Source organism: Rhodopseudomonas sp. BR0C11, from assembly GCF_010820945.1.
In the GTDB taxonomy this organism is placed as follows: domain Bacteria; phylum Pseudomonadota; class Alphaproteobacteria; order Rhizobiales; family Xanthobacteraceae; genus Rhodopseudomonas; species Rhodopseudomonas palustris_H.
This window is the reverse complement of sequence record NZ_QTKI01000023.1, coordinates 1-24542: the sequence shown is the minus strand read 5'-3', so window position 1 is coordinate 24542 and position 24542 is coordinate 1. Positions and strand designations below refer to the sequence as shown.

Annotated in this window: 24 protein-coding genes; 14 read left to right on the top strand and 10 right to left on the bottom strand. The window is 65.4% G+C overall.

Annotated elements, in window-relative coordinates:
• Positions 1-1245 (bottom strand): thiamine pyrophosphate-binding protein (locus tag DYI24_RS03865; RefSeq protein ID WP_164571326.1); only part of this gene is annotated, 1245 nt, incomplete at its 3' end.
• Between the two features lie 83 nt (positions 1246-1328).
• On the opposite strand from DYI24_RS03865, the gene budC reads away from it, so the two are divergent.
• Together budC and DYI24_RS03855 are read left to right on the top strand one after the other, a co-directional pair.
• On the top strand, positions 1329-2138 hold the full coding sequence (gene budC / locus DYI24_RS03860; RefSeq protein ID WP_164571325.1) for a meso-2,3-butanediol dehydrogenase: 810 nt from the start codon (positions 1329-1331) through the stop codon (positions 2136-2138).
• Positions 2135-3214 carry a zinc-binding dehydrogenase gene (locus tag DYI24_RS03855; RefSeq protein WP_164571324.1) on the top strand — a complete coding sequence of 360 codons (1080 nt, stop codon included), beginning with the start codon at positions 2135-2137 and terminating at the stop codon, positions 3212-3214. Before budC ends, DYI24_RS03855 begins: the two co-directional genes overlap by 4 nt.
• A 135-nt stretch (positions 3215-3349) precedes the next feature.
• On the opposite strand, the gene DYI24_RS03850 is transcribed toward DYI24_RS03855, so the two are convergent.
• From DYI24_RS03850 to DYI24_RS03835, 4 genes are all read right to left on the bottom strand, one after another.
• Positions 3350-3925, bottom strand: coding sequence for a TMEM175 family protein (locus tag DYI24_RS03850; RefSeq protein WP_164571323.1), 576 nt, complete (start codon positions 3923-3925; stop codon positions 3350-3352).
• Positions 3926-3964: 39 nt separating this feature from the next.
• Positions 3965-5245: an O-acetylhomoserine aminocarboxypropyltransferase gene (locus DYI24_RS03845; protein WP_107344687.1), complete on the bottom strand. Its 1281-nt coding sequence runs from the start codon at positions 5243-5245 to the stop codon at positions 3965-3967.
• A 93-nt stretch (positions 5246-5338) separates the two neighbouring features.
• A complete protein-coding gene (locus DYI24_RS03840; protein ID WP_164571322.1) occupies positions 5339-5923 on the bottom strand; it encodes a CoA-binding protein in 585 nt (194 codons plus the stop codon).
• A gap of 112 nt (positions 5924-6035) precedes the next feature.
• Positions 6036-6863, bottom strand: coding sequence for an enoyl-CoA hydratase (locus DYI24_RS03835; protein ID WP_164571321.1), 828 nt, complete (start codon positions 6861-6863; stop codon positions 6036-6038).
• 90 nt (positions 6864-6953) lie between these two features.
• On the opposite strand from DYI24_RS03835, the gene DYI24_RS03830 reads away from it, so the two are divergent.
• The 5 genes from DYI24_RS03830 to DYI24_RS03810 all read left to right on the top strand — a co-directional run bounded on the left by DYI24_RS03830 (position 6954) and on the right by DYI24_RS03810 (position 10382).
• On the top strand, positions 6954-7382 hold the full coding sequence (locus tag DYI24_RS03830) for a PaaI family thioesterase (RefSeq protein WP_107344690.1): 429 nt from the start codon (positions 6954-6956) through the stop codon (positions 7380-7382).
• A 155-nt stretch (positions 7383-7537) separates the two neighbouring features.
• The gene (gene rplM / locus DYI24_RS03825; RefSeq protein WP_011158318.1) at positions 7538-8002 is read left to right on the top strand and encodes a 50S ribosomal protein L13; all 465 of its coding nucleotides are present in this window, start codon (positions 7538-7540) and stop codon (positions 8000-8002) included.
• 1 nt (position 8003) lies between these two features.
• Complete coding sequence (gene rpsI, locus DYI24_RS03820; protein ID WP_107344691.1) at positions 8004-8486, top strand: 30S ribosomal protein S9; 483 nt, start codon at positions 8004-8006, stop codon at positions 8484-8486.
• 279 nt (positions 8487-8765) lie between these two features.
• On the top strand, positions 8766-10001 hold the full coding sequence (locus tag DYI24_RS03815; protein ID WP_164571327.1) for a GGDEF domain-containing protein: 1236 nt from the start codon (positions 8766-8768) through the stop codon (positions 9999-10001).
• A gap of 78 nt (positions 10002-10079) precedes the next feature.
• A complete protein-coding gene (locus DYI24_RS03810) occupies positions 10080-10382 on the top strand; it encodes an antibiotic biosynthesis monooxygenase family protein (RefSeq protein ID WP_107344693.1) in 303 nt (100 codons plus the stop codon).
• Here DYI24_RS03810 and DYI24_RS03805 read toward each other — a convergent pair.
• On the bottom strand, positions 10366-11517 hold the full coding sequence (locus tag DYI24_RS03805) for an AI-2E family transporter (RefSeq protein ID WP_107344694.1): 1152 nt from the start codon (positions 11515-11517) through the stop codon (positions 10366-10368). The genes DYI24_RS03810 and DYI24_RS03805 overlap by 17 nt on opposite strands.
• Positions 11518-11773: 256 nt before the next feature.
• On the opposite strand from DYI24_RS03805, the gene DYI24_RS03800 reads away from it, so the two are divergent.
• Positions 11774-12721 (top strand): septal ring lytic transglycosylase RlpA family protein, encoded by a 948-nt coding sequence (locus tag DYI24_RS03800; RefSeq protein ID WP_107344695.1) that lies wholly within the window; start codon positions 11774-11776, stop codon positions 12719-12721.
• A gap of 28 nt (positions 12722-12749) precedes the next feature.
• Here the strand turns inward: DYI24_RS03800 and DYI24_RS03795 are convergent, their stop codons facing one another.
• Positions 12750-13697 carry an alpha/beta fold hydrolase gene (locus DYI24_RS03795; protein ID WP_164571320.1) on the bottom strand — a complete coding sequence of 316 codons (948 nt, stop codon included), beginning with the start codon at positions 13695-13697 and terminating at the stop codon, positions 12750-12752.
• 143 nt (positions 13698-13840) lie between these two features.
• Here DYI24_RS03795 and DYI24_RS03790 point away from each other — a divergent pair, with 143 nt between their 5' ends.
• From DYI24_RS03790 to DYI24_RS03765, 6 genes are all read left to right on the top strand, one after another.
• Positions 13841-15082, top strand: a complete 1242-nt coding sequence (locus DYI24_RS03790; RefSeq protein WP_164571319.1) for a D-alanyl-D-alanine carboxypeptidase family protein — start codon at positions 13841-13843, stop codon at positions 15080-15082.
• Positions 15083-15084: 2 nt separating this feature from the next.
• Positions 15085-15777 (top strand): dTMP kinase, encoded by a 693-nt coding sequence (tmk, locus tag DYI24_RS03785; protein ID WP_164571318.1) that lies wholly within the window; start codon positions 15085-15087, stop codon positions 15775-15777.
• Complete coding sequence (locus DYI24_RS03780; RefSeq protein ID WP_164571317.1) at positions 15774-16829, top strand: DNA polymerase III subunit delta'; 1056 nt, start codon at positions 15774-15776, stop codon at positions 16827-16829. The genes tmk and DYI24_RS03780 overlap by 4 nt, the downstream gene beginning before the upstream one ends.
• A gap of 80 nt (positions 16830-16909) precedes the next feature.
• Positions 16910-18454, top strand: a complete 1545-nt coding sequence (metG, locus tag DYI24_RS03775) for a methionine--tRNA ligase (protein WP_164571316.1) — start codon at positions 16910-16912, stop codon at positions 18452-18454.
• A gap of 4 nt (positions 18455-18458) precedes the next feature.
• Positions 18459-19247 carry a TatD family hydrolase gene (locus DYI24_RS03770; protein WP_164571315.1) on the top strand — a complete coding sequence of 263 codons (789 nt, stop codon included), beginning with the start codon at positions 18459-18461 and terminating at the stop codon, positions 19245-19247.
• Positions 19248-19272: 25 nt separating this feature from the next.
• Entirely contained in the window at positions 19273-20076 is an 804-nt protein-coding gene (locus DYI24_RS03765; RefSeq protein ID WP_164571314.1) for an MBL fold metallo-hydrolase, read from the top strand.
• 177 nt (positions 20077-20253) lie between these two features.
• Here the strand turns inward: DYI24_RS03765 and DYI24_RS03760 are convergent, their stop codons facing one another.
• The 3 genes from DYI24_RS03760 to DYI24_RS03750 form a co-directional block, all read right to left on the bottom strand.
• A complete protein-coding gene (locus DYI24_RS03760) occupies positions 20254-21903 on the bottom strand; it encodes an acyl-CoA synthetase (RefSeq protein ID WP_164571313.1) in 1650 nt (549 codons plus the stop codon).
• A 54-nt stretch (positions 21904-21957) separates the two neighbouring features.
• Positions 21958-23841 (bottom strand): TRAP transporter large permease, encoded by a 1884-nt coding sequence (locus tag DYI24_RS03755; protein ID WP_107344704.1) that lies wholly within the window; start codon positions 23839-23841, stop codon positions 21958-21960.
• Positions 23842-23853: 12 nt separating this feature from the next.
• The coding region (locus DYI24_RS03750) for a TRAP transporter substrate-binding protein (RefSeq protein ID WP_164571312.1) at positions 23854-24542 on the bottom strand (689 nt) is incomplete at its 5' end.

Here is a 24542-nt window from a genome sequence, read left to right as displayed (position 1 = left end):
ACTGAGCAGCGCTCCCGGCCGGTCGACGACCGCTGCAGCTGCGCCCCACGACGCCGCTTCCCCGCCATCGAAAACATAGGTCGCCTCCGGCCCAGCCGCGTCAGCCACGGCGCGGGCCGCGCGATACGGATGGATGCCTCGTGTGGTTTCTTTCTCGGGAAACCTGGTCGCGAACAGCCCAGTTGCCGAGACGGCCTGCGCCCGCCAAGCCTCCATTTCCTGGAACCGGTCGTCTTTCACAGCAGCGTCGAGCGCGCGTGTTGCCTCGGTGCAGTCCGCCAGGATGGCCAGATCGACATCGCGGATCCGGCCCATCTCGGCCGCATCGCCGTGGATTTGCACCAGCGTTGCGCCGTGCGGCACCAGCACGCCCGAACGCCCGCCGAGCAACAGGCCGAGCTTGCCGCCCAGCAGGATGACCAGATCCGGCCGTTCGATCCCGAGCATTGGCAGCAAGGCGAGGTTGCCGGCCGCACCGCCATTGCAAGGGTGGCCCGGCGGCAAAACGCCTGACGCAAGTGACTTGGTGAAAACCGGCAACGGGACTCTCGTACACAGCGCCCGCAGCGCCTCCGCGGTTTCGCGATTAGCTGCGCCATTGCCAGCGATCAGCACGGGACGCTTGGCCGCCTGCAGCAGTTCAGCCAATCGCGCAACCTCAGCCGGGGCAGGCGCGGGGCGCGGATTGACGCCGACACCAGCCGGAGGAGTAGCACGCCCGGCCGCGACGCTCATGTGCAACACGTCGATCGGTACTTCGAGCAGAACGGCGCCGCGCGGCAGCGTCATCGCCTTGCGGATCGCCATCGCGGTGAGATCGGCAATCCGCTCCGTGCTGGGAATCGAGAACGCCCATTTCACCGCCGGCCGCGCGATCGCGACCTGATCGATCCCGCCCTGAAGCGGATTGGTTTCGATCTCGCGGAGCGGCGGCGCACCGACGATGAACAGCACCGGTGAACCATCGAGCTGCGCATTTGTCATCGCCGACAGCGCGTTGGTGAAGCCGGGCCCGGCGGTGACGATGCAGACCCCAAGCTTGCCGGTCGCACGCGCATACGCGTCGGCAGCGTGGCCGGCCGACGACTCGTGACGGAAATCGATCAGGGCGATGTCTTCCTCGATGCATCCCTTAAGCAGCGCTTCGAGATGTCCGCCGTGCAGCGCAAACGCCTGGCTGACCCCAGCGGCCTTCAGCGTCTTTGCCAGTAATTGTCCGCCGACCAGGCGATCCTGTTCTGCCATCTCATTCCTCCCTGTTGCAGCGTCTGCCGCGCTGTTATTATAGTGCACTATAATTATAAGCATCGAACAGGGAGGACAAGAGGATGAATGAGCGCACGCGCTTTCGCGACAAAGTCGCGGTGATCACAGGTGGAGCATCCGGCATCGGCGCGGCGACCGCACGGCTCCTTCACGCCGAAGGCGCGAGCGTGGTGATCGGCGACCTCGATGCGGCGGCGGGTAATGCCTTGGTGGCTGAACTCGGCGCCGAGCGCACACGGTTCATCACCACCGACGTGTCCGATTTCGGATCGGTGACAGCACTGATCGACGGTGCGGTAGCTGCCTTCAGGCGGATCGATGTGCTGGTCAACAACGCTGGGATTGGCAGCCTGTCGTCGATTGCTGCACTGCCGGTCGAAGACTGGAAAAAGGTGCTCGCGATCAATCTCGACGGCGTGTTCTTCGGCTGCAAAGCCGCGTTGCCGGTGATGGTCGCCCTGCGGGCAGGGGCGATCGTCAACACCGCCTCGGCTTCGGGCCTCGCCGGCGACTTCGGATTCGCGGCCTACAACGCTGCGAAGGCCGGCGTGATCAATTTCACCCGCACCGCAGCAATCGATCATGCGCGTGATGGAATACGGGTCAATGCCGTGTGCCCTGGTCCGGTCGACACGCCGATCCTCGCAGGCGTTCAGGGTATCCCGGGTCTGCGCGCCGACTGGGAAGATCGGGTTCCGATCGGCCGGTTCGCGAGCCAAGCGGAGATCGCGCAAGTCATCGCCTTCCTCGCCTCCGATGCCGCGTCATACGTCACCGGCGTTGCCATGCCGGTCGATGGCGGACTGACCGCGCACACTGGGCAACCCAATCTGCCGCGCGTCATGAACGCTCTGGCGGGAGGTGCGCAATGAAGGCTGTCGTCAGGCGTGCCGGCCAGCTGGTCGACACAGACATCGCCGAAGTCACACCGGGCGAGGGCCAGGTGCTGGTGAAGACGCTGGTTTGCGGGATTTGCGGATCGGATCTTCACGCGCTTCATCATCTCGATCACATGATATCGCTCACCCGCCGCGCCGGCGGGCGACCCAGCCTCGACCCTTCCCAGGACGTCGTGTTCGGCCATGAGTTCTGCGCCGAAGTGGTCGATCACGGTCCTGGCTGCAACAAGAGGTTGCCTCCAGGCACCAAGGTGGTTTCGGTGCCGGCCGCATTCGGCCCGGCGGGCAGCGAACTCGTCGGCTACTCGAACCGCTTTCCCGGCGGCTTTGCCGAGCGAATGGTGCTGCAAGAGGCGCTGCTGCTCGAGGTGCCGAATGGGCTTGACGACGTGCGCGCTGCGCTCACCGAGCCGATGGCGGTCGGCGCACATGCCGTTGCCAGTGCTCCGCTGACACCGCGCAGTGTGGCCTTGGTGATCGGCTGCGGTCCGGTCGGTCTGTCGGTGATCGCCGCGCTCAAGGCGCGGGGGATCGGTCCGGTCATCGCCAGCGACTTCTCACCGCATCGCCGCGCCGCTGCGGTGGCGCTCGGCGCCGACGTGGTGATTGATCCAGACGAGCACTCGCCACACGATCGCTGGGAGGCTCTCGACGTTCCCGCGACCTTGGCGAGCTTCGGCGCCGCGACGCTGCAGGGGCGTTCGATCCGCGATGCCGTGGTGTTCGAATGCGTGGGCGTGCCGGGCATGCTGCAGCAGCTGATCGAGAAATCCCCGCCGACGGCGACCATCATCGTGGTCGGCGTCTGCATGGAAAGCGATACGATCGAGCCGTCGCTGGCGATCAACAAACAGCTGTCGTTGCGGTTTGTGTTCGGCTACAGCCCCGCCGAATTCGCCGCCACGCTGCACGCGATCGCGGAGGGACACTGCGACGTCTCCCCCCTGATCTCGGGGACAGTCGGACGCGGGGGCGTGGCTGCGGCCTTCTCGACGCTGTCGAAGGCCGACGCCTGCATCAAGCTCCTGGTCGATCCCGGCCAGGCTTAGTCCTGAGGAGTCCTGGTCGGGCCGTTCTTCGATCGGGTGGATCTGCGGAGCGTGCCCGTACGATGCTTGGGGCTGCCAAACCCTGGCGGCCCCGGCGACTTTGATCGCGGCGACCAATGCCGTCATGCAGAGCCGCTATCGCCGCTTCTCGCTCCACGCGCTGATTGCGGGCGACAGGAACGCCAGCGGCCAGATGAATTTCGGCCAGTGCGGTTCGACGAGGCAGACCAATGTCGCGAAGCTGAACAGCACAAACGAAAATGCCGGCGTCGCCAGCTTCAGCCAGTCGCCACGCGGTGCGACCGCCATGGCCCAGAGCGCGGTGTTGAACAGCGCGATCAGCCAGAGATTGAAGCCGTACAGCGTGGTCACGTTGGGCGAGTCGTAGTTGTTGCCGTAAAGGCCGCAGGTCACCGGCAGCAGGATGATCGACAACAGGAAGAACAGTTTGCCGATCACCTCGCTGCGGCCGGCGTGTGTGGCGTAGGCCAGCCGCTGCTGATGGCTGTACCAGAACATCCCGGCGACGATGAAGCTGAGCAGCAGCGTCGAGACGAAGGCACCGTAGACGTGCCAGATCTCGTGCCACTGCGGATCGCCGCCGGCGAACTTCTCGCGCGGCGCCTGGTAGGCGAGCAGCGTCATCGCGACGCCGAACACGGTGTTGCTGAGCGCTTCCAGCCGCCGCAGTTCGAAATGGCCGCTACCCATCGCCGGCTCCTCGACGACGCTGCTCCAGTGTTTTCCCGGTTAGCCGCCGAGCGCCTGGTCGAGATCGGCGATCAGGTCATCCTTGTCCTCGATGCCGATCGACACCCGCACCATGTTGGGCGCGGCACCGGCCGCGGTCTTCTGGGCGTCGTCGAGCTGGCTGTGGGTGGTCGAGGCCGGGTGAATGATCAGCGACCGGGTGTCGCCGACATTGGCCAGATGCGAGAACAGCTTCAGATTGGCGACGAGATCGACGCCGGCCTGATAGCCGCCCTTGAGGCTGAAGGTGAACACCGCGCCGGCGCCCTTCGGCGCGTATTTTCGGGCGAGGGCGGCGTATTTGCTGGAGGCGAGGCCGGAGTAGTTGACCTCATCGACCGCCTTGTGGGTGGAGAGAAATTCGGCGATCGCCTTGGCGTTTTCGCAGTGCTTCTGCATCCGCAGCGGCAGCGTCTCGATGCCGGTCAGCAGCATGAAGGCGTTGAACGGCGACAGCGCCGGGCCGAGATCGCGCAGGCCGAGCACGCGGCAGGCGATTGCGAACGAAAAGTTGCCGAACGTCTCCTGGATCTTCAGGCCGTGATATTCGGGCCGCGGCTCGCTCAGCATCGGATACTTGCCGTCCTTCGACCAATCGAAGGTGCCGGCATCGACGATGATGCCGCCGAGCGAATTGCCATGGCCGCCGAGGAACTTGGTGAGCGAATGCACCACGATGTCCGCGCCATGATCGATCGGGCGGATCAAATAGGGCGTCGCCAGCGTATTGTCGACGATCAGCGGCACGCCGGCATTGCGCGCGACTTCCGCAATCGCCTCGATGTCGGTGATGCTGCCGCCCGGATTGGCGATCGACTCGATGAAGATCGCCTTGGTCTTCGGCGACACTGCACGCTGGAAGCTGGCGACATCGTCGGTGTCGGCCCACACCACGTTCCAGCCGAAGCTCTTGAAGGCGTGGGTGAACTGATTGATCGACCCGCCATAGAGTTTTCGCGCAGCGATAAATTCATCACCCGGCTGCATCAACTGCTGCAGCGCGACGAGCTGCGCGGCGTGGCCCGACGCAGTGGCGAGCGCGGCGGTGCCGCCTTCCAGCGCGGCGACACGCTCTTCGAGCACCGAGGTCGTCGGGTTGGTGATGCGGGTGTAGATGTTGCCGAACGCCTGCAGGCCAAACAACGAGGCGGCGTGGTCGGCATCGTTGAACACGTAAGACGTGGTCTGATAGATCGGCGTCGCGCGCGCACCGGTGGTGGGATCGGGCTGGGCGCCGGCATGGACCGCGAGCGTCGCGAATCCCGGGTTGCGTTCGGTCATGGTCGATCCCTCCGTACTCTGGCTGATGGTTGAGCTATCTGATCGGAACCCCGGATCAGGTCAAGCGCGGGCGGGGCAGCCGCGCTGCGGCGTTCAGCCCGCCTCGTTGCGGCTTTTCACGGCGCGGTCGGACGCGGCAGTATTGGCGCCGGCGACGCTCTGACGATCGAGCGACAGCCGCATTCCCTTGACCGGAATCGGCGCGCGCTTGGCGCTGAGGGTGCGCGAATTCACCCCCATCCAGGAGATCTCCGACGACAACCGGCCGTATTCGATCTTCGGGCAGCGATCCATCACCACCTTGAGGCCGGCGGCTTCCGCCTTTGCGGCGGCTTCGTCGCTGCGCACCCCGATCTGCATCCAGATCACTTTCGGCAGCGGCGACAGCGACAGCACCTCATTGACGACCGGCATCACATGCGCGGAGCCGCGAAACACGTCGACCATGTCGATCGGCCGGTCGATGTCCTTCAGCGACGCAACGAACGGCTTGCCGAGCAGGCTGTTGCCGACCTGTCCGGGATTGATCGGAATGACGTCGTAGCCGCGCTCGGTGAGATATTTGAACACGAAGTAGCTCGGCCGCACGTTGAGCGGCGATGCCCCGACCATCGCAATCGTCTTCACACCATTCAGGATCGCGCGGATGTAGTTGTCGGAGTAGCTGTCGTGGTTCATCTTACAAGTCCGTCATTGCGAGGAGCGAAGCGACGAAGCAATCCAGCTTCCGGTGCTTGGCCCTGGATTGCTTCGCTTCGCTCGCAATGACGGGGCATGGTCGAAGGGCGGATCAACGATCCTTCCATTCCGGCTGGCGCTTTTCCAGGAAGGCGCAAATGCCTTCTTCGGCATCGGCGGCCATCATATTCTCGGCCATCACCTGCGAGGCGTAGTGATAGGCGTCGGCGAGGTTGAGCTCGGCCTGGCGGTAGAACGCTTCCTTGCCGATCTTGATGGTATGGGCCGACTTGCCGGCGATCTGCTCGGCCAGCGCGACCGCGGCCGCGCGCTCGGTGCCGTGCGGCACCACGCGATTGATCAGGCCGATCTGCCGGGCCTCTTCGGCGCCGACCGGCTCGCCGGTCAGCAGCATGTGCATCGCGTTCTTGCGCGGAACGTTGCGGGACAGCGCCACCATCGGGGTGGAGCAGAACAGTCCGATATCGACGCCGGGCGTCGCGAAGGTCGCCTGCTCGGACGCGATCGCGAGATCGCAGCTCGCAACCAGCTGACAGCCTGCCGCGGTGGCGACGCCTTGCACCGCCGCGATCACCGGCTTGGGCAGCTTGACGATCGCCTGCATCATCGCGCTGCAGGCGGTCATGATCCGGGTAAAGCTGGCACGGCCGCGATCAGCGTCGTTGCGATGCGCGGTCAGCTCCTTGAGGTCGTGGCCGGCGCAGAACGCGGGTCCATTGGCGGCGATCACCACGACGCGTACGCCGTCATCGCGGCCGATCAGATCCAGCGCCGCGTGCAGATCGTCGATCATCTCCAGCGACAGGCTGTTGCGCGCCGCAGGGCGGTTCAACGTCAGCACTGCAACACCGCCATCGACGGTCTCGCGCAACAGAATCGGTGAAGGCTGGGTCGCAGCGAAAGCGGGCAACACGGTCATGGCGACGTCCGGGAACAAAATGAAGCGCTGGGAACGAGCGTCACCTTATTGTAACAAGCCGAACGAAGCGAGAGCAGGGGCGGGAACGACATGACACATGCGAGGATGGGCGTAGCCGAACTCGAAGAATTTCTGCAGCGCGAGTTCCCGCAGGCGTTCAGCCACGGTGACATTTCGATCGAGACCGCCGATGGTCGCACATCTCTGTTACGGCAGCGCTACAGCGATCGGATGCTGCGCCCGGGCGGAACCGTCTCGGGGCCGACCCTGATGGCGCTGGCGGACTTCGCCATGTACGTCGTGCTGCTGTCGGCGATCGGCCCGGTCGCGCTCGCAGTCACCACCAATCTCAACATCAATTTCCTGCGGAAGGGCCAACCCGGTCAGGATGTCGTCGCGGTCGCCAAGCTGTTGAAGCTCGGCCGGCGGCTGGCGGTCGGGGAGGTGACGCTGCTGTCCGGCACCTCGCCGGATCCGATCGCCCATGTGACGTCGACCTATTCCATTCCAGTAGCTTGATGTTTTAGAAGGTATTATTGCACCTTATTTGTAACCATCTGGTTTAACAAGCGAAATTCAGACCGAGAGGGATTGACGCGAAAGCGGTGCTTCTCTACAAGCGCCCGAAGTCCGGTGCTTCGTGCACCGAATTCCCCCTGTCATGGATCATTCTCATGAAGACGTTTTCGGCCAAGCCCGCCGAAGTCACGAAGAAGTGGGTCATTATTGACGCCACCGGTCTCGTGGTCGGCCGGCTCGCCACGCTGGTCGCGATGCGCCTGCGCGGCAAGCACCTCCCGACCTACACCCCGCACGTCGACTGCGGCGACAATGTCATCATCATCAACGCCTCGAAGGTGGTGCTGACCGGTCGCAAGCGCGACAACAAGGTTTACTACCATCACACCGGCTTCATCGGCGGCATCAAGGAGCGCTCTGCGAAGGCGATCCTCGAAGGTCGTTTCCCGGAGCGCGTGGTTGAGAAGGCGATTGAGCGCATGATCCCGCGCGGTCCGCTCGGCCGCGTCCAGATGGGCAACCTGCGCGTCTATCCCGGCGCCGAACACCCGCACGAAGCTCAGCAGCCCGAGAAGCTCGACATCGGTGCGATGAACCGCAAGAACATGAGGGCCGCATAAGATGTCCGAGACCATGCAGTCTCTCGACCAGCTCGCCGCGCTGAAGACCACCGTCGCTGCCGCGGACGCGCCGACCTACACCAAGAAGGTCGACAAGTTCGGTCGCGCCTACGCCACCGGCAAGCGCAAGGACGCGGTTGCCCGCGTCTGGATCAAGCCGGGCGCCGGCAAGATCACCGTCAACAGCCGTGAGGTCGAAACCTACTTCGCCCGTCCGGTGCTGCGCATGATGATCCAGCAGCCGCTGGTCGCCGCGGCCCGTGCCGGCCAGTACGACGTGATCTGCACCGTCGCCGGCGGCGGCCTGTCCGGCCAGGCCGGTGCGGTTCGTCACGGCATCTCCAAGGCGCTCACCAATTTCGAGCCGGAGCTGCGCAGCGTGCTGAAGAAGGGCGGCTTCCTGACCCGCGACAGCCGCGTCGTCGAGCGTAAGAAGTACGGCAAGGCCAAGGCCCGCCGCTCCTTCCAGTTCTCGAAGCGCTAATCTTTCCCGGTCTCACCGGTCGATCCAAAGGGCGCCCCTGCGGGGCGCCCTTTTTTGTTGCCGTTTGGAATGGTGCAAGCGGCCGGGGCCAAGCTTACCGGCGAGCCTGGCTTTGCAAGCAAATTGTCGGCAATTTCCAGCGAGTTATCGGACAAATCGGACCTGTCGAACAAACGCGATTTCAATTCACCCGGAGTCAAATCGCCTGCATGAGGGGATCAGCGCCGCGCCCGCGGTGTTGAAATGCCATCACCGGAAGCCACCACCGAGTACCCCACCATGTCGCTCGATATCTCGACACTGTTCCTTGTTGCGACTCTGATCTGCGCGCTGCTCGGTGTGATGCTGCACTATTTCGGCCGCCAGGAGAAAATCCCGGCCCTGAACTGGTGGGGAAACGCCTACCTGCTCGGAGCCATCACGGTGGCGCTGTGGACCATCCTCACGCCGGTGTTCGGCGAGGTGATCACGCTGGCGATGGCCAGCCTCGGCTTTATCGCCTGCGGGATGATGTGGAACGCAGCTCGGGTGTTCCATGGCATGAAGCCGAACTGGCCGGGGCTGTTCCTCGGCGCGCTTGCCTGGCTCGCCGCCGTCACCAGCCTGCCGCCCGAGCAGGACGCGCTCCGGATGACGATCGGCGCCGCGATCGTCGCCGCCTATGCCGGTCTGACCGCCAGCCAGCTCGCCGCCGAACGTCGCAAAGCGATGCATCGGCGCTGGCCGACGATGGTGGTGCCGCTGCTGCATGGGGCCGTGTTGATGCTGCCGATCGTCCTGGCCGATCTGTGGCCGTCGCCGCATTCCGGCTTCGCGGGTAACGTCTGGGTGGTGCTGTTTGCCGTTGAACTGGTGCTGTATGCGATCGGCACCGTGTTCGTGATCTTCATGCTGGTGTCCGAGCGTTCGGTCAGCTTGCACAAGACCGCCGCGTCGCTGGACCCGCTGACCGGCATGCTCAACCGCCGCGGCTTCTCCGAAGCGTGCGCCCGGATGATCGAGCGCGAAGCGATAGCCGGCCGGCCGGTGTCGGCGCTGATCTTCGACATCGACCACTTCAAGTCGATCAACGACCGGTTCGGTCACCCGGCCGGCGACGAAGTACTGAAGCTGTTTGCCGCCATCGTTACCAATTCGCTACGTATTTCGGACCTGTCGGGTCGGATCGGCGGCGAGGAGTTCGCCGCGCTGCTGCCGTGCCCGATCGACGAGGCGGTCACCGCGGCCGACCGCGTCCGCGAGGCTTTCCAGAATTGCGGAATCGAGGTCGACGACGCGCCGGTGGCGACCACGGTCTCGATCGGCGTCGCCGGCGGGCCGGCGGGTGTCGAGCTCGAGGTGCTGCTCGCCGCGGCCGACACTGCGCTCTATCAAGCCAAGCGCGGCGGCCGGAACCGCGTGGTCGCGACCGTGGAGCAGCCGGTGTCGCTCGAGGAGAGCCGGCGCAAGGCCGCGCAGGCACGCGAGCATCAGGTTGTCGCGCGAGGCGGCGAGGTCGGGCAGGCGGTGGCCTAAGCCGCCGCTTCCGACCGCTTCAATTGCGCCGCCCGGTGCGATAAGACGCTCGTCCCATCACGGACGAGGCGCACGCGCATGATCACCGAAATCGCACAGATCGACGTCAAACCCGGCAGCGAGGCCGACTTCGAAGCCGCGGTCGCCAAGGCGCGCGAGGCGTTCGGCCGCTCCAAAGGGTTCTGCGGCTTCGAGTTGCACAAGTCGATCGAGAAGCCGCAGCGCTACCGCCTGATGGTGAAGTGGCAGACGCTGGAGAACCACACCGTCGACTTCCGCGGCTCGGAGAACTTCACCGAGTGGCGCGGCCTCGTCGGCGGCTTCTTCGCCGCGCCGCCGGATGTCGAGCACACCGAGACGGTGCTTACGTCTCAGGGGTAATCGCCAGCGGTGCGGCGCCGGCGGGAGCGATCAGCTCGGCCGGCTCCTCGCCGCGCAGATGGTCGAGCACGACCCGGCCGATCGCCATCAGCGGCAACGCCAGCGCCAGCCCCCACAGCCCGAACACGATGCCGAGCAGGATCTGCATCGCGAACAGCGTGGCCGGCGGGATGTCGATGGCCTGACGCTGGATCAACGGCGTCAGGATGTAGCTTTCGAGCGCGTGGACGCCGAGGAACAGCACGAAGGCGCTGACCACGGCGATCCAGCCGGAGCCGATCGCGGCGAGCACGATGATCAGCCCGCCCAGTATCGCGCCCACGGTCGGGATGAAGGCGAGCAGGCCGGCCTGGATGCCGAGGATGAACGCTCCAGGAATTCCGATCAGCGACAGGCCGGTCGCGGTCACGGCGAATACCGCCATCATGGTGATCAGCTGCGCCAGCAGCCAGCGCTTCAACATCTCGCCGGTGTCGGTGACGATGACATCTGCCTGCGCCCGATAGCGCCGCGGCACCATCCGCACCAATCCGTTGCGATACACCGAAGGCTGCGCCGCGAAGGCCAGCCCGAGAAACATAACGATGAAGAAGTTGCCGACGGCACCGATGGTGCCGAGGATCAGCTTCAGGGTCTGGCTGACGATCGCGCCACCGCCGGAAGCGATTTCGCCGGCGCTCGGCAGGTTGCGTGGCTGAACGGGCGTCGTGGTTTCGGGGTGCGCTGCGCTTGGCGTGGTGTTGAGCTCGAGGAAGCCGGTATCGACGCCATTGCGCTCGAGGAATGCCTTCACGTTGACGATCTGAGTCTTGATCGTGCCGGACAGCGCCTTGGCCTGCTGGCTGATGGTGTTGCCGCCGAGAAATGCCACGCCGATCGTGAGGCTGGTCAGCACCAGGCAAATCAGCGCCAGCCGCAGGCCATGTGGCCCGCCGACCAGCTTGCCCGTGAGCTCGGTCAGCGCATTGAGGAAGACGCCAAACAGCACGCCGGCAAAGATCAGGAATAGCGTGCCGGCGAACTGCCACGAAGCATAGAGCAGCGCGGCGAACGACACAGTTGCAATGCCCCCGAGGGCGATCGCCCAGGCGAGATCTGTACGGGACGGAGTGCGATCGAGAAGGGGGGCGGTCACAGGCGGTCCTTTCACTCTGCGGCGCAGTGTTCCGCGAATCGGCGTGCGGGGGCAAGCGTGCGATGAAGAGCGTTCGGTGGTGCAGCTGGTGGACCGAAAAAGCCTTAACCATCAATCCATCAAGTTTGAGCGGTCCCATTTTCGCCGTGTTCGCTGTGCGATATGGTCCCAACCGATGCGGGAATGGGCGTGCATCGGTCGCGGCTGGGGAAGCGCCGAGTTGGGCGCGGGCTGCGGGAATGGTATTCGGGGACTCATGGGGATTCGCGAGCGAGATTCCAAAGGCCGTGCCGCGCGTGTCGTGGTCGCTGCGGGTGCCTGCCTTGTCCTTGCCAATTGTGCCCAGAACGGCCAATTCAGCCGGCTTGATCCGAAATACGGCGTGTCGTCGAGCCCGCGCGTGGTCGCCTTTGGCGAGCCCGTGCCGAAGGGCGGCGGTACCTATCGGGTCGGCAAGCCTTACGTGGTTGCCGGCCGCACCTACGTTCCTGAAGAGAATCCGCATTACCGCGCCGAAGGCTTGGCCTCCTGGTACGGCGATGACTTCCATGGCCGGCTGACGGCCAACGGCGAAGTGTTCGACATGGCGTCGCTGTCAGCGGCGCATCCGACCCTGCCGATCCCGAGCTACGCCCGGGTGACCAATATGGCCAACGGCCGGTCGCTGATCGTGCGCATCAACGACCGCGGCCCGTATCACGGCAACCGGCTCATCGACGTTTCGAACAAAGCCGCCGAACTGCTTGAATTCAAACACAGAGGCACCGCGAAGGTGCGGGTCGAATATGTCGGCCGGGCGCCGCTCGAAGGCTCCGACGACCGGCAGTTGATCGCGACGCTGCGTCAGGGCGAACCGGCTCCGGCGCCCACCGGCGTCCGCATCGCGTCGGCCAAGCCGTTCGTGCCGGACTTTGGCAGCGCGAGCGCCAGCAGCGGAGGCGGCCGGATCCGCGGCGACATTCCGCTGCCGGAAGGGCGCCCGTACTCGCTCGGCAACACCTCGATGGACGTAGCCTCAGTCGGCGCCACCACCGAAGTCTCGGCCTCGCGCAGCAGCCGCTCCAACCGGCAGGCGCTGGCGCCGAACCCGCGCGCAGTCTCTTACAATGTCGGCTCCGAAGAAGCCGATGCAGAACCGGCCAGCGCCCCGGTCCGCCGCAACGACGAGATCGGCAACCTGCTGTCGGCCCGCGGCCTGTATTGAGCGGCTCGATCCAGCCGCTCCAATCGTTTCAGTAGTTTTCCTTCAGAAACGCGATCAGCGCCGCATTCACTTCGGCGGGCTTTTCCTGCTGGGTCCAATGTCCGGCGCCGTCGATGATGAGCTTGTGTTTCAGATTGGGAAGCACCCGCTCGATCGCGGCGAGATGCTTACCGCTCATCTTGTCGGAAATCACCGGGTCGTTGCTGCCGGCAACGAACGCGGCGGGCTGGCGAATCTGAGCGCCTTGCCAGGGCGCGGTCAGCTCCCAGTTGCGATCGATATTGCGGTACCAGTTGAGGCCCCCGCGGAAGCCGCTCTCTTTGTATTGCTCGGTGAAGAAGGCGAGTTCGGCCTCGGTCAGCCAGCTTGGCAGCGGCAACGTGGCGGCAGACCGGCCGATGAAACCGCGGCCTTCGGGCACGAACAGCGAGCGGGCCGGATCGGCGAAGCCGCCGCACAGCATGCCGCGCATCGTTCCAGCGACATCGCGCTCGAACTCGGCCTCGGCAACGCCGGGTTTCTGGAAATACTGCCAATAGAAGTTGGTGATGCCGGAGGCGCGCAAGAGGTCCAGCGGCCGGCCCTTGCCGCGCCACGGCGGCGGCACGCTGAGGCCCGCGACCGCGGCGAACAGATCCGGCCTAAACTGCGCCGCGTGCCAGGCGACCGGTGCGCCCCAATCATGGCCGATGATCGCGGCGCGAGTTTCGCCGAGTTCGGCCACCAACGCCACCATGTCGCCCACCAGATCGAAGATGCTGTAGGCTTCGACCGCTTGGGGAGCCGAGGAGCGGCCGAAGCCGCGCATGTCCGGCGCCACCACGTGATAGCCCGCGTCCGCGAGCGCGCCGATCTGGTGCCGCCACGAATACGACAGCTCCGGCCAGCCGTGGCATAGGACCACCAGCGGACCTTCACCCTGTTCACGCAGGAACAGTTCGATGCCATTGACGGTGACGGTGCGTGTGGAAGCCATGGTGTATCCGCCCTGATTGTTATTGAGTTTGTGTGGAAGCGAGCGTGCGCTCACGGTAGGATTGATCGTCCGTCACCACAATCGAAAACGGCCGCGCCGGTTGCACGGCCGGCGGTCGTAACGCTGCCCTGGAAATCCCGTCGATGGCCGTCCTGACTTCGCTGCTTTCTCCGCGCTCGTCCCTTTGGCGCGGCCTGTTGGCGGGCCTGATCGCCGTGGCGGTCGGGGCAGGGCCGGTGATCGCCGCCAACCAGAGCGTGCAGGGCGCCAAGAAGGACGATTCCGGTTTCGAGGCGCAGGCGCCGAGCGCCATCCTGGTCGATGCCGAAAGCGGCAGTGTGCTGTTCGAGAAGAACGCCGACGAATTGCGCGCGCCGTCCAGCATGATGAAGCTGATGACGGTCGAAACCGTGTTTCATCTGCTCAAGACCGGCGAACTTCAACTCACCCAGGAATACCGGGTGAGCGAGAATGCGTGGCGCAATGGCGGCGCGCCGGCCGGGGGCTCGACGATGTTCGCCGAGATCCACAGCATCATCTCGGTCGACAATCTGCTGCACGGCGCGATCATCCAGAGCGGCAACGACTCCTGCATGGTGCTGGCCGAGGGCATCGCCGGCAGCGAAGCGGCGTTCGTCGAGCAGATGACCAAGCGGGCGCGCGAGATCGGGCTGACGCAATCGACCTTCGCCAACTCCACCGGGCTGCCGAACCCAGACAACAAGATGAGCGTGCGCGAACTGGCGAAGCTCGCCCGCCACATCATTCTGACTTATCCCGAATACTACCCGCTGTTCGGTGAGAAGGAGTTCACCTGGAACAAGATCCGGCAGACCAATCGCAATCCGCTGCTGAATGCGATGCCGGGCGCCGACGGCTTCAAGACCGGCTACACCAAGGAGGGCGGCTACGGCATGGTCGGCTCGGCGGTGCAGAACGGGATGCGGCTGATCGTGGTGGTGAACGGTCTCGAGGATGCCGATGACCGTGCCAGCGAAGCCAAGAAGCTGCTGGAATGGGGCTTCCGCAATTTCGAGTCGCGGTCGTTGTTCGCCAATGACGCGACGATCGGCTACGCACGGGTGTTCGGCGGCGAGAAGCGCTACGTTCCGCTGACGCCGGCCGAGCCGGTCCGCGTGATGGTGCGCAAGAACGGCAGCGACAAGCTGATCGCACGGATCGTGTATCAAGGGCCGGTGCCGGCTCCGGTCGAGTCCGGGCAGCGGGTCGGAATGGTCCGGGTGTGGCGAGGCCCCAATCTGGCAGTCGAGGTTCCGCTGAAGGCGGCCGAGGCCGATCCGGTCGGCTCGACCATGCGGCGCGCGCTCGACGGAGCCAGCGAGCTGGCGATCGGCCTGGTTCGGGCCGGCATGGCAAAGCTCTGACCATGGTTCAAAAGAAGCCGACAAATCGTTCATTGCGCGGGCGCTTCATCACCTTTGAAGGTGGAGAGGGCGCCGGCAAATCGACTCAGATCAGACTGCTGGCGAAGCGACTGGAGAAGGCGCGGCTGCGCGCGCTGGTGACCCGCGAACCCGGCGGCTCGCCCGGCGCGGAAGCGATCCGCAGCGCGCTGCTGGCGGGGATCGGCAAGCTGATCGGCGGCGCCGACGCCGAGGCGCTGTTGTTCGCCGCTGCGCGCGACGATCACGTCCGCACCCTGATCGAGCCGGCGCTGACGCGTGGCGAATGGGTACTTTGCGACAGGTTTTACGATTCGACCCGCGCCTATCAGGGCAAGCTCGGCGCCGTCAGCCTCGGCCTGCTCGACGCCCTGCAACAGGTGACGATCGGAGACATGAAGCCTGACCTCACCGTGATCCTCGATATTCCGGTCGAGATCGGGCTGGCGCGCGCCGCGGTCCGCCGAGGCACAGACACACCGGACCGGTTCGAATCCGAGGCGATCGATTTTCATCGCGGCCTGCGCGAGGTGTTTCGCCAGATCGCAGTGGACGAACCCGAGCGCTGCGTCCTGATCGACGCCAATGCGGAGCCGGAGGAGGTCGCCGAACGGGTCTGGCAGGCGGTGCGCTTGCGCCTCCTCGAACCAGCGCGCGCCGGGGCGAAAACGGCATGAGCGCGCGCAAGACCGCCGCTAAGGCTCAGCCGCAGGAGTCCGCCGTCCGCCATCCGCGCGAGACCATGGCGTTGTTCGGCCATCATGCCGCCGAACAGGCGTTGCTTGACGCCTATCGCGGCGGCCGGATCGCGCATGCCTGGCTGATCGGTGGTGCACAGGGCATCGGCAAGGCGACGCTGGCCTACCGCATGGCTCGGTTCGTTCTGGCGCATCGCGAGCCGCAGTCGGAGGCCGTGCAGGGCGCGGCCTCGCTGGCGGTCGATCCCGACCACCCGGTGGCGCGCCACATCGCCGCCGAGGCGCATGGCGGCCTGCTGACGCTGGAGCGGTCGGCGAACGAGAAGGGCGTGCTGCGCAACGTCATCACCGTCGATGAGTCGCGCGAGACGATTTCGTTCTTCGGCGCCACCGCTGCGGTCGAAGGCTGGCGGGTGTGCATTGTCGACACAGTCGACGACCTCAACGCCAACTCGGCCAACGCTTTGCTCAAGGTGATCGAGGAGCCGCCGCAGCGTTCGCTGTTTCTGCTGCTGTCGAATGCGCCGGCGCGGGTATTGCCGACGATCCAGTCGCGCTGCCGCAAGCTGATGCTGCGCCCGCTCGCGACTGCCGATGTGATGGCCGCGGCGATCGATGCGACCGGTCTCGACCCCGACGATCCCCAACTCGCCGAGGCAGCCGCCGCGTCCGAAGGCAGCGTCGCGCGGGCGCTGATGCTGATGGGCGGCGGCGCGTTGTCGCTGCAGCAGACCACGACCGCGCTGCTCGACAGCTTGCCGAATGTCGATCCCCGCGCGCTGCACGCGCTCGGCGATGCGATCGGCGGGACCGATCGCGCGACTCTGCAGGCCTTCGTCGATGGCGTCGACCGCTGGGTCGCGGCGCGGCTGCGCACGCCCGATCCGAATGCGGAACTGCCGCGCCTTGCACGGCTGGCGGAGGTATGGGAAAAGATCGGCCGCGCCGCACGCGACACCGAAGCCTACAATCTCGAGCGGAAACCGCTGGTATTTTCGGTGTTCGGGCTTCTCGCGGAGGCGGTGCGCTGACGCCGATCCGGCGATCGATCGCCCGGCATGGTCAGCGCCGCCGCGCTCAACCGATCCAGATTTGAAAGGCGTCCGCGCAGATGGCGCAGCGAAATTCATTCTACATCACCACGGCGATCTCCTATCCGAACGGTGCGCCGCATATCGGCCACGCCTATGAGGCGATCGCGACCGACGCGCTGGCCCGGTTCCAGCGGCTCGACGGCAAGGACGTGTTCTTCCTGACCGGCACCGACGAGCACGGCCTGAAGATGATCCAGACCGCGCAGCGCGAGGGGATGACGCCGGCTGAGCTTGCCGCCCGCAATGCCGGCCGCTTCCGCGACATGGATGATCGCTTCGGCATCTCCTACGACCGCTTCATCCGTACCTCCGAGGAGCAGCATCACGCGTCCGTCCAGGAAATCTGGAAGCGCATGCAGGCCAGCGGCGACATCTATCTCGACAGCTATTCCGGCTGGTACTCGGTCCGGGACGAAGCCTATTACGCCGAGGATGAAACCGTCGTCGGCGAGGACGGCGTTCGCCGTGGCCCGCAGGGCACGCCGGTCGAGTGGGTCGAGGAGAAGAGCTACTTCTTCAAACTGTCGGCCTATCAGGACAGACTGTTGAAGCTCTACGAGGAGCAGCCGGACTTCATCGGCCCCGACGCGCGCCGCAACGAGGTGGTCAGCTTCGTCAAGGGCGGGCTGAAGGATCTGTCGGTGTCGCGCACCACGTTCGACTGGGGCGTCAAGGTGCCCGGCGATCCCGAGCACGTGATGTATGTCTGGGTCGACGCGCTGACCAACTACATCACCGGCGTCGGCTTCCCGGATGAATCCGACAAGAACTGGCATTATTGGCCGGCCGACGTGCATGTCATCGGCAAGGACATCATCCGCTTCCATGCGGTGTACTGGCCGGCGTTCCTGATGTCGGCGGGCATCCCGATCCAGAAGCGCGTTTACGCCCACGGCTTCCTGTTCAACAAGGGCGAGAAGATGTCGAAGTCGGTCGGCAACATCGTCGACCCGTTCAATCTGGCCGACCAGTACGGCGTCGATCAGGTGCGCTACTTCTTCCTGCGCGAGGTGCCGTTCGGTTCTGACGGCAGCTACAATCACGAGGCGATCGTCAACCGCATCAACGCCGATCTCGCCAACGACCTCGGCAATCTGGCGCAGCGTTCGCTCACCATGATCGCCAAGCAGTGCGAAGGCAAAGTGCCCGAGCACGGCGTGTTCAGCGAGACCGACAGCGCGATCCTGGCGATGGCCGACGGCATGATCGCGCAGGCGCGGACCGCGATGGCGACGCAGCAGATCCATCAGGCGCTGAACGCAGTGTGGGCGGTGGTGGCGGAAGCCAACCGTTACTTCGCCGGCGAAGCGCCGTGGGCGCTCGCCAAGACCGATCCGGCGCGGCAGAAGACGGTGCTGTACGTCACCGCCGAAGTGCTGCGGCAGATCGCGATCCTGGCGCAGCCGGCGATCCCGACCTCGGCGGCGAAACTGCTCGACATCCTCGGCGTTGCGGAAGGTTCGCGTAACTTCGCGGCGCTGCCGACCCGGATCGTGCCGGGCACGCCGCTTCCGGCCCCCGCGCCTATCTTCCCGCGCTACGTCGAGCCGGCGGCAAGCTGACGCCATGCTGGTCGACAGCCACTGCCATCTCGACTTCCCCGACTTTGCCGACGATCTTGCCGGCATCGTCGCCCGCGCCGAGGCGAGCGGAGTGGGGCGGATGGTGACGATCTCGACACGGGTCAAGAAGCTGCCGGATCTGGTGGCGATCGCCGAGCGGTTTCCCAACGTGTACTGCTCGGTCGGCACCCATCCGCATCATGCCGACGAGGAAGACGGCATCACCGCCGATGAGTTGGTGAAGCTGGCGCAGCACCCGAAAGTGGTGGCGTTCGGCGAGGCCGGGCTCGATTACTTCTACGAGATGGGCTCGCGTCCCGCGCAGGAGCGCGGCTTCCGCGCCCATATCGCGGCGGCGCGTGAGACCGGACTGCCGCTGGTGATCCACACCCGCGAGGCGGACGAGGACTGCGGCAAGATCCTCGAAGACGAAATGGGGAAGGGAGCTTTTCGCGCGGTGCTGCATTGCTACACCGGCGGTCGCGATCTCGCGATGAAGGCCATCGACCTCGGACTGATGATTTCCTTCACCGGCATTCTCACCTTCAAGAAGTCGCAGACGCTGCGGGATCTCGCCGCCGAACTGCCGGCCGACCGTGTCATGGTCGAGACCGACTCGCCGTATCTGGCGCCGGGCAAATATCGCGGCAAGCGCAACGAGCCCGCCTATGTGGTCGAGACCGCCAAGGTGCTGGCCGAGGTCCGCGGCGTGTCGCTCGACGAGATCGCCCGCCAGACGACCGAGAACTTCTTCCGCCTGTTCGGCAAGGTGCCGGCGCCCGCCGCCGCATGACGCCTTTGACAATCGGGGTCGCCGCATGACGCTGACGCTCACCATCCTTGGCTCGGGCTCCTCCGCCGGCGTGCCGCGCCCGGCACTCGGCTGGGGCGCCGCGGACCCGTCCAACCCGAAGAACCGGCGGCTACGCTGCTCGCTGCTGGCCGAGCGCATCACGCCCGACGGGGGCATCACCCGCGTGCTGATCGACACCTCGCCGGACCTGCGCGAGCAACTGATCTGCGCCGACGTCGATCATCTCGACGCGGTGTTCCTCACCCACGAGCACGCCGACCAGACCCACGGCATCGACGATCTGCGCTCCGTGGTGATGGCGATGAAGCGCCGCATCCCGGTGTATCTCAACCAATCGACCGGAGAGCACGTGCTGTACCGTTTCGCCTACTGCTTCAAGCAGGCGCCGGGCAGCTCATATCCAGCGATCCTAGAGTCGCGGAAGATCGAGGCCGGCGACAGCAAGACGATCGCAGGCGCCGGCGGCGATCTGACGCTGACTGCGTTTCTGCTGAAGCATGGCGATATCCCCGCGCTCGGCTATCGGATCGCCGGCGCGGCCTACACGCCCGACGTCCACGACATCCCCGAACAGAGCTTCAGCGCCCTTGAAGGCCTCGACCTCTGGATCATCGACGGCCTGCGTTACAAGCACCACGCCAGCCACTTCAACATCGAAACCGCACTGAAATGGATCGCCCGCTTCAAACCGAAGCGCGCCGTGATCACCAATATGCACGCCGATATCGACTACGAGACGCTGCGGAAAGAGCTGCCAGAAGGCGTGGTGCCGGGGTTCGATGGGATGCGACTGGAGATAGACGGCTGACCTCTCAACCGGTCATTCCGGGTCGCTCGCGACAGCGAGCGAACCCGGAATCTGAAACATGCACGGCCTTGCTCAACACCTCGGGATTCCGGGTTCGCGCTGCGCGCGCCCCGGAATGACGAACGAGAGTGGGTCGTCCTTGGCGGTCGCCCCCGCAATGACACTGGGGCGAAGTAACTACTCCAAAATCGCCTTCGCCGATTTCACCTGATCGCGCAGCATGAACTTTTGGATCTTGCCAGTCGATGTCTTCGGGATCGACGAGAATACGATGCTCTTCGGCGTCTTGAAGCCGGGGAGGTGTTCGCGGCAATAGGCGATGATCTCGGCTTCGGTGGCGGTGGCGCCGTCCTTCAGTTCGACGAAGGCGCAGGGGACTTCGCCCCATTTCGGGTCGGGCTTGGCGACCACGGCGGCGAACAGGATCGCCGGGTGTTTGTAGAGGACGTCCTCGACCTCGACCGACGAGACGTTCTCGCCGCCGGAGATGATGATGTCCTTGGAGCGATCCTTGATGATGACGTAGCCGTCGGCGTCGAGCACGCCGAGGTCGCCGGTGTGGAACCAGCCGCCGGCGAGCGCCTCCTTGGTGGCTTTCTCGTTCTTCAGATAGCCCTTCATCACGATGTTGCCGCGGAACATCACCTCGCCGATGGTCTCGCCGTCGCGCGGCACCTCCTGCATCGTCTCCGGATCGAGCACGGTGACGGCTTCCTGCATCGGGTAGGGCACCCCCTGGCGGCGCTTCAGCTTGGCGCGCTCGGCGACCGGCAGATCATCCCAGCCGGGTTGCTCGGCGCAGACCGAGGCGGGGCCGTACACTTCGGTCAGGCCGTACACGTGCGTCAGCTTGATGCCGATGGTCTCGGCGCCGGCCAACACCGCCATCGGCGGCGCCGCGCCGGCGATCAGGCCGATGACCGGCTTCGTCGCAGGCCCCTTCGGCGCCTCCGGCGCATTGATTAGCGCGTTGTAGACGATCGGCGCGCCGCACATGTGGGTGACGCCGTGCTTCGGGATCAGCTCGAAGATCTTGGCCGGATCGACCTTGCGCAGGCAGACGTTGATTCCGGCCGCGGCTGCGATCGTCCACGGGAAGCACCAGCCGTTGCAGTGGAACATCGGCAGCGTCCACAGATACACCGGATGCTGGCCGAGATTGCCGGCGAGAATGTTGCTGACCGCGTTGAGATACGCGCCGCGATGATGCGTGACGACGCCCTTCGGATTGCCGGTGGTGCCGGAGGTGTAGCCGAGCGAGATCGCGTCCCACTCGTCCTCGGGCCGATGGCCGACGAAGGTCGGATCGCCGGACGCGACCGCATATTCGTATTCGAGCTCACCGATGCGGTGGCTGCCGGGAAACATCTTGTCGTCGACGTCGATCACCAGCGGCTTCGGCTTGGTCATCAGCTTCAGCGCTTCGGCGACGACGCTGGAAAACTCCGGATCGACCAGGATGATCTTGGCGCCGCCGTGATCGAGCTGGAATGCGATCGCCGCGGCATCGAGCCGGATGTTCAGCGCGTTCAGCACCGCGCCGGCCATCGGCACCGCGAAATGAACTTCGACCATCGCCGGCACGTTGGGCAGCATCACTGCCACGGTGTCGCCGCGGCCGATGCCGCTCCGGGTCAGCCACGAGGCGAAGCGGCGGCAGCGCGCGCGGGTTTCTTTCCAGGTGTAGTGCCGACCTTCGTACACCACGGAGGTCAGCTCCGGATAAACGTTGGCGGTGCGCTCCAGGAAGCTCAGCGGTGACAGCGGCACGAAGTTGGCCGGGGTCTTGTCCAGACCGATGCTGTAATGACCTTGCGGGGTGCTCATGACGACCTGCCTCTCACTTCACGACGGCGCCGCTGCGTTCTCCCCGCAGCGCCTCTACAAGAATCCAATCGAGATCCACGGGATCGCCGCGACCACGATCAAGCCGATCAACAGCGCCAGCATATATCCCCAGATCGGGCGCATGCCTTCGGCGGGATCGACGCGGCCGATCGCGCAGGCGGCATAATAGCCGACGCCGAACGGCGGCGCGAACAATCCGATGCCCATCGCCAGGATCACCACCATGGCGTAGTGCACCTCGTGGATGCCGACGGCGCGGGCGATCGGAAACAGCAGCGGCCCGAACAGCACGATCGCCGGAATGCCTTCCAGCACGCTGCCGAGGATGACGAAGGCGACGATCGACACCGCCAGGAACGTGGCCGAGCCGCCGGGCAGGCCGGTCATTGCCGCCGCCAGTGCCCGCGAAAAGCCGGACTGCGTCAGGCCCCAGGCCATGCCGGTGGCGGTGCCGATGATCAGCAGAATGGCCCCAGAGAGCGCCGCGGTCTCGACCAGCATCGGCCGCAGCCGGCGCCAATCAAACTTGCGGTACACCAGGATGCCGACCACCACGGCATAGACGATGCCGATGGTCGAGACTTCGGTGGCGGTGGCGACGCCTTCGACCACGGCGGCGCGGATCACGAACGGCAGCGCCAGCGCGGGCAGGGCGACGATAAAGGCCTTGCCGATCTCGCTGCCGCGCGCGCGTTTGACGTGGCTGAGGTCTTCGCCGCGATAGCGCCACCACACCAGGCCGCACAGCATGATCGCCAGCACCACGCCCGGCAGCAGGCCGCCGGTGAACAGCGCGGAGATCGACACTCCGGTGACCGAGCCGATGGTGATCAGCACCAGGCTCGGCGGAATGGTCTCGGTCTGGGCGCCGGTGGCGGAGAGCAGGGCGACCAGATCGCCCGGCTTCGCGCCGCGCTCCTTCATCTCGGGAAACAGCACCGGCGCCACCGCGGCCATGTCGGCGGCCTTGGAGCCGGAGATGCCGGAGACCAGATACATCGCGCCGACCAGCACGTAATGCAGGCCGCCGCGGACGTGGCCGAGCAGGCTGGCGAGAAACGCCACCATCGCCCGCGCCATGCCGGTCATCTCGATCAGCAGGCCGAGGAAGACGAACAGCGGCACCGACAGCAGGATGAGGTGGCTCATGCCCTCGTCCATCCGGCCGACCAGGATCAGCAGCGGCGTCGTGGTGGTGAGCGCCAGGTAGCCGTAGATCGCCAGACCGAAACCGAACGCGATCGGCACGCCGGCGAACACGCAAGTGGCCACCACGCCGACGAAGAAGATCACCAGATTGAGGTTGCCGAGCGGCTTGAACAGCGGCTGCGCCAGCCAGAACGCGCCGATCAGCAGCGCGACCGTCAGCGCAGCGCCGAACACCAGCTTGAGATCACCGAACCGGATCAGCCGGAGAGCTGCGAACAACGCCATCAGCGCGATGCCGACCGGCAACGCCGCGGCGCGCCAGCTGTTGGCGAGCGACAGCGCCGGCGTGGTGATGTAGCTCTCTTCATAGGCGTATTCGTAGGCCGGCGCGGCGATCAGCAGCAGGAACGCCAGTGCCGCGCAGATACCGACCAGATCGAGCCAGGCGCGCAGGCGCGGGGAGGCCCCCGCCACCATCGCTGTCATCCGCATGTGTTCGCCGCGACGGAATGCGACCGCCGCGCCGAACATCGCCAGCCACAGAAACAGGATCGACGCCAGCTCGTCGGACCAGATCAGCGGACTGTGGAAGACGTAGCGAGATACCACGCCGGCGAACAGCACGACGACCTCGACGACGACCAGGATCGCCGCCGGAATCTCGACCATCAGGCCGAGCCCAGCCTCCAGCGCGCCGATCAGCGTCTTACGCTGCGGCGCGTGGAGCCGTTCACCGGCGGTGAGCTGGGAAGCGTCGGCGCTCGCCATATCGGCCAGCCGTTACGCCAGCTTGCCGACGGACTTCTCGAGCAGCGACCACGCCTGATCGCCGTATTTGCCTTTCCACTCGGCGTAGAAGCCAGCGCTGCGCAGCTTGTCGCGGAACGGCATCACCGGCGGCTGATTGAACAGCAGGCCCTTGGCGGTCAGCTCTTCCTTGACTGTGGCGTTGAGCTTGGCGGTGTCTTCGCGTTCCTTCACCGCAGCAGCATTGATGTGCTTGGCGACGATCGTGCGCACGTCCGGCGGCAGCTTCTCCCAGGCGCGACGGTTGGCCAGGAACCAGAAGCCGTCCCACATGTGGTTGGTCAGCGAGCAGTACTTCTGCACTTCGTACAGCTTGGCGGTCGAGATCAGCGCCAGCGGGTTTTCCTGGCCTTCGACCACCTTGGTCTGCAGCGCCGAATAGACTTCGCTGAAATTGATCGAGGCGGGGGCTGCATCGAACGCCTTGAACATCGAGGTCCACAGCGGCGACACCGGCACGCGGATCTTGAAGCCCTTGAAGTCGTCCGGGCCGTTGATCGGCTTGGTCGAGGACGTGGTCTGGCGGAAGCCGTTGTCCCAGATCTTATCCATCACCATCAGGCCGGCCTTCTGGATCTCGCCGCGGACGTAGCCGCCGAGCTCGCCATCCATGGCCTTCCAGACCGTCTCATAGTCCGGGAATGCGAAGCCGATGCCGTTGA

Excerpts from the sequence above, each read along its gene's own strand:
- DYI24_RS03845 (WP_107344687.1), bottom strand. The coding sequence starts at position 5,245 with ATGACCGAACGCAACCCGGGATTCGCGACGCTCGCGGTCCATGCCGGC.
- DYI24_RS03765 (WP_164571314.1), top strand. The coding sequence starts at position 19,273 with ATGACGCTGACGCTCACCATCCTTGGCTCGGGCTCCTCCGCCGGCGTG.
- DYI24_RS03850 (WP_164571323.1), bottom strand. The coding sequence starts at position 3,925 with ATGGGTAGCGGCCATTTCGAACTGCGGCGGCTGGAAGCGCTCAGCAAC.
- DYI24_RS03780 (WP_164571317.1), top strand. The coding sequence starts at position 15,774 with ATGAGCGCGCGCAAGACCGCCGCTAAGGCTCAGCCGCAGGAGTCCGCC.
- tmk (WP_164571318.1), top strand. The coding sequence starts at position 15,085 with ATGGTTCAAAAGAAGCCGACAAATCGTTCATTGCGCGGGCGCTTCATC.
- DYI24_RS03795 (WP_164571320.1), bottom strand. The coding sequence starts at position 13,697 with ATGGCTTCCACACGCACCGTCACCGTCAATGGCATCGAACTGTTCCTG.
- DYI24_RS03855 (WP_164571324.1), top strand. The coding sequence starts at position 2,135 with ATGAAGGCTGTCGTCAGGCGTGCCGGCCAGCTGGTCGACACAGACATC.
- DYI24_RS03835 (WP_164571321.1), bottom strand. The coding sequence starts at position 6,863 with ATGACCGTGTTGCCCGCTTTCGCTGCGACCCAGCCTTCACCGATTCTG.
- budC (WP_164571325.1), top strand. The coding sequence starts at position 1,329 with ATGAATGAGCGCACGCGCTTTCGCGACAAAGTCGCGGTGATCACAGGT.
- DYI24_RS03830 (WP_107344690.1), top strand. The coding sequence starts at position 6,954 with ATGACACATGCGAGGATGGGCGTAGCCGAACTCGAAGAATTTCTGCAG.
- DYI24_RS03760 (WP_164571313.1), bottom strand. The coding sequence starts at position 21,903 with ATGAGCACCCCGCAAGGTCATTACAGCATCGGTCTGGACAAGACCCCG.
- DYI24_RS03790 (WP_164571319.1), top strand. The coding sequence starts at position 13,841 with ATGGCCGTCCTGACTTCGCTGCTTTCTCCGCGCTCGTCCCTTTGGCGC.
- rplM (WP_011158318.1), top strand. The coding sequence starts at position 7,538 with ATGAAGACGTTTTCGGCCAAGCCCGCCGAAGTCACGAAGAAGTGGGTC.
- DYI24_RS03800 (WP_107344695.1), top strand. The coding sequence starts at position 11,774 with ATGGGGATTCGCGAGCGAGATTCCAAAGGCCGTGCCGCGCGTGTCGTG.
- DYI24_RS03770 (WP_164571315.1), top strand. The coding sequence starts at position 18,459 with ATGCTGGTCGACAGCCACTGCCATCTCGACTTCCCCGACTTTGCCGAC.
- metG (WP_164571316.1), top strand. The coding sequence starts at position 16,910 with ATGGCGCAGCGAAATTCATTCTACATCACCACGGCGATCTCCTATCCG.
- DYI24_RS03840 (WP_164571322.1), bottom strand. The coding sequence starts at position 5,923 with ATGAACCACGACAGCTACTCCGACAACTACATCCGCGCGATCCTGAAT.
- rpsI (WP_107344691.1), top strand. The coding sequence starts at position 8,004 with ATGTCCGAGACCATGCAGTCTCTCGACCAGCTCGCCGCGCTGAAGACC.
- DYI24_RS03810 (WP_107344693.1), top strand. The coding sequence starts at position 10,080 with ATGATCACCGAAATCGCACAGATCGACGTCAAACCCGGCAGCGAGGCC.
- DYI24_RS03755 (WP_107344704.1), bottom strand. The coding sequence starts at position 23,841 with ATGGCGAGCGCCGACGCTTCCCAGCTCACCGCCGGTGAACGGCTCCAC.
- DYI24_RS03815 (WP_164571327.1), top strand. The coding sequence starts at position 8,766 with ATGTCGCTCGATATCTCGACACTGTTCCTTGTTGCGACTCTGATCTGC.